The sequence below is a fragment of the Mycobacterium sp. genome (genome assembly GCF_035653355.1).
In the GTDB taxonomy this organism is placed as follows: domain Bacteria; phylum Actinomycetota; class Actinomycetes; order Mycobacteriales; family Mycobacteriaceae; genus Mycobacterium.
This window is the reverse complement of record NZ_DASRBZ010000185.1, coordinates 1-5,088: the sequence shown is the minus strand read 5'-3', so window position 1 is coordinate 5,088 and position 5,088 is coordinate 1. Positions and strand designations below refer to the sequence as shown.

General features: G+C 64.8%; 6 protein-coding genes and 1 pseudogene. 3 read left to right on the top strand and 4 right to left on the bottom strand.

Translation table 11 applies throughout. The annotated features are described in order from the left end of the window. The first annotated feature begins 90 nt into the window (after nt 1-90). The gene (locus tag VFA16_RS06195; RefSeq protein ID WP_324966971.1) at nt 91-876 is read left to right on the top strand and encodes a putative Ig domain-containing protein; all 786 of its coding nucleotides are present in this window, start codon (nt 91-93) and stop codon (nt 874-876) included. Nucleotides 877-1,870: 994 nt separating this feature from the next. Here the strand turns inward: VFA16_RS06195 and VFA16_RS06190 are convergent. Continuing rightward, complete coding sequence (locus VFA16_RS06190) at nt 1,871-2,209, bottom strand: DUF416 family protein (RefSeq protein WP_324966970.1); 339 nt, start codon at nt 2,207-2,209, stop codon at nt 1,871-1,873. Nucleotides 2,210-2,764: 555 nt separating this feature from the next. Between VFA16_RS06190 and VFA16_RS06185 the strand changes: the two genes are divergently transcribed. Next, entirely contained in the window at nt 2,765-2,890 is a 126-nt protein-coding gene (locus tag VFA16_RS06185) for a hypothetical protein (RefSeq protein WP_324966969.1), read from the top strand. Between the two features lie 152 nt (nt 2,891-3,042). Here the strand turns inward: VFA16_RS06185 and VFA16_RS06180 are convergent, their stop codons facing one another. From VFA16_RS06180 to VFA16_RS06170, 3 genes and pseudogenes are all read right to left on the bottom strand, one after another. Then, nucleotides 3,043-3,675 (bottom strand): nucleoside deaminase, encoded by a 633-nt coding sequence (locus VFA16_RS06180; protein ID WP_324966968.1) that lies wholly within the window; start codon nt 3,673-3,675, stop codon nt 3,043-3,045. Nucleotides 3,676-3,754: 79 nt separating this feature from the next. Continuing rightward, entirely contained in the window at nt 3,755-4,126 is a 372-nt protein-coding gene (locus VFA16_RS06175; protein WP_324966972.1) for an ATP-binding protein, read from the bottom strand. After that, nucleotides 4,115-4,662, bottom strand: a pseudogene (locus VFA16_RS06170) (helix-turn-helix domain-containing protein); the annotation flags it as partial. The gene VFA16_RS06175 and the pseudogene VFA16_RS06170, both read right to left, overlap by 12 nt. An 86-nt stretch (nt 4,663-4,748) precedes the next feature. Here VFA16_RS06170 and VFA16_RS06165 point away from each other — a divergent pair. Then, nucleotides 4,749-5,088 (top strand): transposase (locus VFA16_RS06165; RefSeq protein WP_324966967.1); only part of this gene is annotated, 340 nt, incomplete at its 3' end.

The following is a 5,088-nucleotide window of genomic DNA, read 5'->3' as shown; positions in this document are numbered from 1 at the left end:
CCCCCGTCCCACGAGGGCGAAGAACTCGTCCTGCCCGACCAGCACCCGCCGATCCACAGCTCTTGAGAACGACGCGCCCGCGGTTGGGCCATGGGATCGGACTCCGGGTTCACCTGGGCGCAGAACATCTACAACGGCCTCGCCAACGCTAACCTCAACGCATTCGTTTACTGGTGGGGCATCGGCGACGCCTCGGTCGCCGCGAACGGCTGCTGCCTGGCCAGCGTCAAGGGCCCCAGTGTCACAGGCTCGGGGCGCCTGTGGGCGTTCGCCAACTACTCCAGATACGTACGGCCCGGCGCGGTTCGCATCAGCGCCACCAGCTCCAACAGCACAATCGAGACCACCGCGTACAAGAAGACCGACGGCTCCCTCTCGATCGTCGCCCTGAACACCGGCTCCAGCGACGACCCCATCAGTTACGCCCTGTCCGGCACCGGCACCCCCAACGGCGCGACCGTCACCCCATACCTGACCAACGCCACGAACAACACCGCCGCGCAGACGGCGACCGCCGTCAGTGGCGGCGCGTTCAACGCCACCATTCCCGCCCGCTCCCTGGTCACCTACGTCATCCCGGCCGCTGCCAGCACCGGTAACACCGTCACCATCACCAACCCCGACACCCAGACCGCCACCGTCGGCAGCGCGGTCAGCCTGCAGATCCACGCCACCGACTCCGCCGCCGGAAAGAGCCTGACCTACACCGCCACCGGCCTGCCCTCCGGACTGTCGATCAACCGGTCCACTGGCCTGATTACCGAGACCCCGACCACCGCGGGCACCGCCGCGGTCACGGTAACGGCCGCCGACACCACCGGCGCCGTGGGCCGTCGAAGCCTTCAGGCACGGCGTCGCGGAACGCCCGAGATCTGACGAGTGATCGGTTCAAGCCAAGCCAGGAGAGGCCGGGCGGAACGGTGTCGGTAGGGACCCCGCTAGAGTCCCCGCTGTTTCCCGTTCGGCTCCCTCCTGACGGGCACGCAGCGGGCACGGCATGATGGCGGCCGTGATACTCATCGTCCCGCCCGACGAGATAGCACTTGTCGAGGTGGCGAAGGTCAAGCCTGGCGTGCGCTCAGACTGGCGCGGAGCTTGAAGAGCCTGTCGCCATCTGGGACGGCGACGTCTTGGCCGACGTGCTTAGGCTGATCGAGCGGCCGCCTGAGAGCGAGTTGACGCGCTGCTTCGCGCCCGGCTTTGGCATACGGGTGCATGACGAATCGGTGGCTCGGGCCGAGGTGCTCTTCTGTTTCAAGTGCGACATGGCGCTGATGATTGACCCTACTGATCCGCGGCGCAGGGAGGTCGGCGCGACGTTCGATTCCGAGAGCAGGCCGGCGCGGGAGTTGTTGTCGCACTTCCGAAGCTGCACGGCCGATGATGCCGACCTGACGACGCGACTCCTGACCCCCTCGATGCGAACTTACGGCACCGGTAGGACAGATCCGGACATTCCGATCCGAGCTTGGTCGGGCAGGGTCATCGTGTGGCACTGCTAGGCGTTGGCGTTGCTGTACTCGACTGCTCTACTGATGTAGACGTGGATGCAATCGGCGGGCTCGTCGAGATCGTCGCGTGGTCGATCGGCAAGATGGTACTGGCGTTTCTCAGCGGAAGACTCGTTCGGCTTGCTCGTGCGCAAGACGCCTGAGGTGCCCTGCCGCATCAATTGAAGGCGCAGCCAACCCGCTAATTATCGAAATACACTCCTGCTGCCGGCGCAGTTCACACTGAACAGTCTCAGAACTGAGAATCTGCTCCTCGATGTCTCGTGTCATAAACGGAGGATCGATATCTTTAGCGGCAATTGAATCTACCGCCTCGTAGCACGCCTGGGCGATATCAGCAGAAAACGATGACTCCCCGCTCACCACACCCGCACCAGCGCAGCTAGAGAAGCAACCGCATACTCGGCACAGAGGGACCATTCGTTCCAGTCTTCACGACCTGGGAGAAGACTTAATATTTCCTCGTCACCGGGAAGCAGGCTTGGATTAATTTCCTCGATGCCCAGATTCACGTAGGCCCAGGCGCGTTCAAGGGTTCCCTCGACGCGTTGCGGATCTCCGATGTCTTCAATATTCGAAAAAAGGCGGTATGACGGAACGAGGAACTCGGTGGATGCGGCCGAAAATAGAGCCAATTGCCACCTGCTGAATCTTTCGAATACAGCTAGAAGGTTAGCGTGATTAAATCGAAGAACCATGGGATCCCTTCACGACGGGATCATATCCGAACCGACCGCTCTTGGAATAGGCTAGACGGCCGAGTGGGGCTGCTGTGACGAGCACCCCCGTCGTTCCGGCCGGGTCAGTTCAGCGATGCGCTCGCAGTAGACCTCGCGTACCCAACGGATGCTCATTTTCCATAGCCAGAGAACAACGACCTCTTCCGTGTCAGGGCGGTTCCCCAGCCCCGGCAGCTGTCGGCTGGTCTCGTTGGTTGTCGGGCGTTTCGCCGATTCTGTGCTGACTACGCGGGTTGCTACGCCTTTCGCGCTGGCTCGATGTGATCCCATACTCGTCGGCCTAGTGTCATGGCGGCGATGCCAGGTGAGGCCCGACGATCCATTCGGGGCTTGTGCCCGATTCCGATCGGTCCTCGTCCAGCTCCCAGCTCGCCTCGCAGTCCTCGAGTTCTGTACGTACCTGCGCACGCTCTACCCGCGCGAGATACGCATCGCCATGGTCGTGGACAACTTCTCCCGCACCTGAGCACCAAGCGCGACCGCAGGCTCGGGGCATGGGCGCAGGCAAACAACGTGGGGATCGCCTACACCCCGACCAACAGTTCTTGGCTCAACCGGATCGAGGCGCAGTTCACGGCCCTGCGCTACTTCGCCCTCGACGGCACCGACCACCGCACCCACCGGAGCAGGGCGGCATGATCCGGCGCTACATCATCTGGCGAAACTGCCATGTCGAAGACCAGCAGCTGCATCGCATCGTCACCTGGGCGAACGCAGCCTGAGGTAACACCCCGCCCGCACTGATGAGTCCACACCGCTGTGATGCGCACACGCATCCGGCACGGAAAGGATCACCCGGACGCCCCGACGAGGAGATCCCAGGCATCCTCCAACGCCTGCACAGCAGACTCACGTAGGACTGTCCGCTGCTGGTAGCGGCGGTGCACGGCACGAGCCAGAGCGGCATGGGTGGGCTCGGAGCGTTCCACGGCCCTGAACAGTGCTCCGGTTGTGTTCAGGGCCGGAGCGATCGCCAACCACGCGCCGACCGGTCCGGTGAACGGGCCCTGAATGCGTGGCCAGCGACGTCGCACCTCGTCGGCAAGCTCGGGGAGCCGTTCGATCCCTTGCCAGGTCGGGTCCATCGCCCCGATGTGTACCTGACCGACCTGGGCTACGACGATGGCACCGAAGCACATCGGGCACGGGGAGAGTGTCGTGTACAGAACGCAATCGCGCGCACGGTCCTTCTCCACAGGAAGCGCAGCGAGCGCTCCCATCTCCGCATGCGCGAGCAAACCCCGGACCTGACCGGCGAACCGCTGGTTGCGGCCCTCGCCGACAACAGTGCCGGCGCCGTCAGCGAGCACGGCGCCGACCGCTATACCGCCCTCGCGATACGACTGCCAAGCCGCCTCGATGGCGACACGCCATGGCTCGGCCAGAGCGTCCCACGATGCACACGCTGACACCTCTGGAGTCATGGGGCCATCATGCCCACATGCCGACAGACGAGGTCAACGTAGCCTGATACGGCACTGGCTGTCGCTGGCGCGGTTGTCCTTAGCCAGCAGTTCGCGGCGTTGGCGGGTGCGGTGGAAGTCTCCGGTCAGGGTGAGCACATCGGGCGTGGTGCACCAGGCGGTCGATCATTGCGGCTGCGACGACGTCGTCTGAGAAGGTCTCTCCCCAGCGCCCGAAGGAGAGGTTGCTGGTGACCATGACGGAGCCGATTTCGTACCCTGACGCTATAAGCTGGAAGAACAGGTTGGCGGCGTCCTGATCGAACGGGACGTGGCCGACTTCGTCAATAAAGATCAACCGGTAGCGCCGGATCTTCTTGAGCTCCGCGTCCAGCCGTCCGGCCTGGTGGGCGCCGCGAGGCGGCGATCCAGTTGCTGGCGGTGTCGAACAGGACCGAGTTGTCTTGATCACGCGCCCGAGGCTGCGGATCAGCTGCCACATTCCGATGAGGATGTCCCTGCCCTGCCGGGAATGGATCATCACCGCGCACGTGTACCTGAAGAAGGCGCAGGTCATCACCAGTACCGGCAGCATCCGCTTCTGACCGGCGGCAACGGGGATGCGCGGCTCGGGGAACCACAGGTCGCGTTGGGCGATCTGCCCGGGCTCGTAGACGGTCCGGTCCACCAGTTCACCCCGGCGTACTCCGGGCGGATCTCCCGCAGCCGCACCCGCAGCGGGTTCATCGTGTACGGCCAGCCGATCCGCTACGCGATCACCGACGCCGGCATCCGCGGCCACTCCGCTAAAAGCGCCCTGATCTGCGGCTCGAACGCATCGACCACGCGGCCGCGCGGCGCCCGCTGGTACCCCGGCGGCCGATCTGAGTCCAACGCAGCCCGCACCGTGTTCCGGGCCACCCCCAACCGCCGCGCGATCTCCTTGATGGGCACGTCCTCCGCCTTGTGCAGACGGCGTATCTCGGCCCAGTCCTCCACGTTCGGCACCCTCCTAGCACGAGCAGGGGATCGACTTTTAGTAGTTGCCAGAGGGTCATTCTCGAGGAGCTGCCGACACCTTTCCCGGTGCCGCGATGTTCGCCGCTCGGTCGGCGCTGGCCGCGCTGCCGTTACCCCGAGGCGCCGACGGCCGGCTGATGTTGGCGGTCGATGTCAGCCCTTGGCTGCGCCCGGACGCGGCAACCTGCCCGGATCGCTCGTTCTGCCATACATACGGCCGGGGCAAGGACGAGCATCGGATGATCCCGGGCTGGCCGTATTCCGTCACCCGCCGGGCGGCGTGGACCGGGCACGCCGGAGAGTTCCCGATCCTGGAAGGCACTGTGATCCGGCTCCACGTTGAGCACCTGCCCTTGCACGGCGAGCCGAAGCCGGTGTGGCTGTGGTGGTCGGGCAGCGGGGCCAACGCGGCGG

Bases quoted from the DNA above. Each gene is read 5' to 3' on its own strand.
- VFA16_RS06190 (WP_324966970.1), bottom strand. From the start codon at position 2,209: ATGGTTCTTCGATTTAATCACGCTAACCTTCTAGCTGTATTCGAAAGA.
- VFA16_RS06180 (WP_324966968.1), bottom strand. From the start codon at position 3,675: ATGACTCCAGAGGTGTCAGCGTGTGCATCGTGGGACGCTCTGGCCGAG.
- VFA16_RS06195 (WP_324966971.1), top strand. From the start codon at position 91: ATGGGATCGGACTCCGGGTTCACCTGGGCGCAGAACATCTACAACGGC.